The sequence below is a fragment of the Streptomyces sp. NH27 genome (assembly GCF_056859195.1).
The window spans coordinates 1-988 of the sequence record NZ_JACEGK010000998.1; the positions used below are offsets into that span (position 1 = coordinate 1).

General features: G+C 69.5%; 1 protein-coding gene. It reads right to left on the reverse strand.

Going from position 1 to position 988, the window contains the following annotated elements:
• Positions 1-101 precede the first annotated feature (101 nt).
• Complete coding sequence (locus AC13HU_RS37645) at positions 102-722, reverse strand: TetR/AcrR family transcriptional regulator (RefSeq protein WP_483046503.1); 621 nt, start codon at positions 720-722, stop codon at positions 102-104.
• Positions 723-988 lie beyond the last annotated feature (266 nt).

The following is a 988-nucleotide window of genomic DNA, read 5'->3' on the forward strand; positions in this document are numbered from 1 at the left end:
GTGGTGGGCCTGCCGCGTAGTTCCCCGCGCCCCGCGCCCCTGCGCAGGTCTCCTTCCGTGAAAGGAGGGCAACCTGCGCAGGGGCGCGGAAAGCCGCGCGCTCAGTGGGGCGTGGCGTGCGCGTCGGGGCCGGCCACGGCCGTCGCGGTGGGACGCTCCCCGGCTGATGCCGGTGCGGACGGCCTCGTGCGGAGGCCGTCCATCATGAGGGACATGAGCCGCTCGAAGACCCCCTTCTTCTCCGTGGGGTCCTTCTCCGCCGCCTGCACGATCGCGTACGTCAGCTTGAGCAGGTCGTCGATGCGGATGTCCTCCCGTACGGCGCCGGCCTGCTGCGCACGGGTCAGGAGTTGCCCGCCGGACTCGCGCAGCTTCAACTTGCACGCGGGCATCTGCGTGTCGGACGCCTCGCCGATGGCCGCGGCCATGCCGCGGTACAAGGTGGAGTGCGCCGCCATCGCGTACAGCCATGAGGTGAGGGCCTCGGTCGGGTCGTCGACGGACATCAACTCGGTGGCGCGCGCGCCGAGCGCGTCGATCTCGCGGAGGAAGACCGCGTTCATCAGGCAGTAGCGGTTGGGGAAGTGCCGGTAGAGCGTGCCGATGCCGACGCCCGCGTGCCGGGCGATGTCCTCCAGCGCGACATCGGTGCCGTGCACGATGAACGCCTGCCGGGCCTCTTCGAGCAACCGGTCGTAGTTGCGCTGCGCATCTGCCCGCATCCTGTGTCACGCCTCCGCTCCGAACATCTCGCCAAAAGCGATTGTAGTTCCGGAGGTGGCCTCCGTATAGTTTTCGGAGGCGACCTCCGTTTACTCTCTCCGCTGGAGGCTTACTCAGCATGCCCACGCCCACAACGCGTGACTCCGACAGTACGGAAAGCACCAACAGCACCAGCAGCAGGACCCGCACCACCCGCACGAGCAGTACCGACGGCGCCGGCCGTACCGCCACCGGCGGAACCACCGGCGCCGCCCCCGCCCCCACC

What these genes read in the sequence shown, in the direction of transcription:
- AC13HU_RS37645 (WP_483046503.1), bottom strand. Translation starts at nt 722, where the DNA reads ATGCGGGCAGATGCGCAGCGCAACTACGACCGGTTGCTCGAAGAGGCC.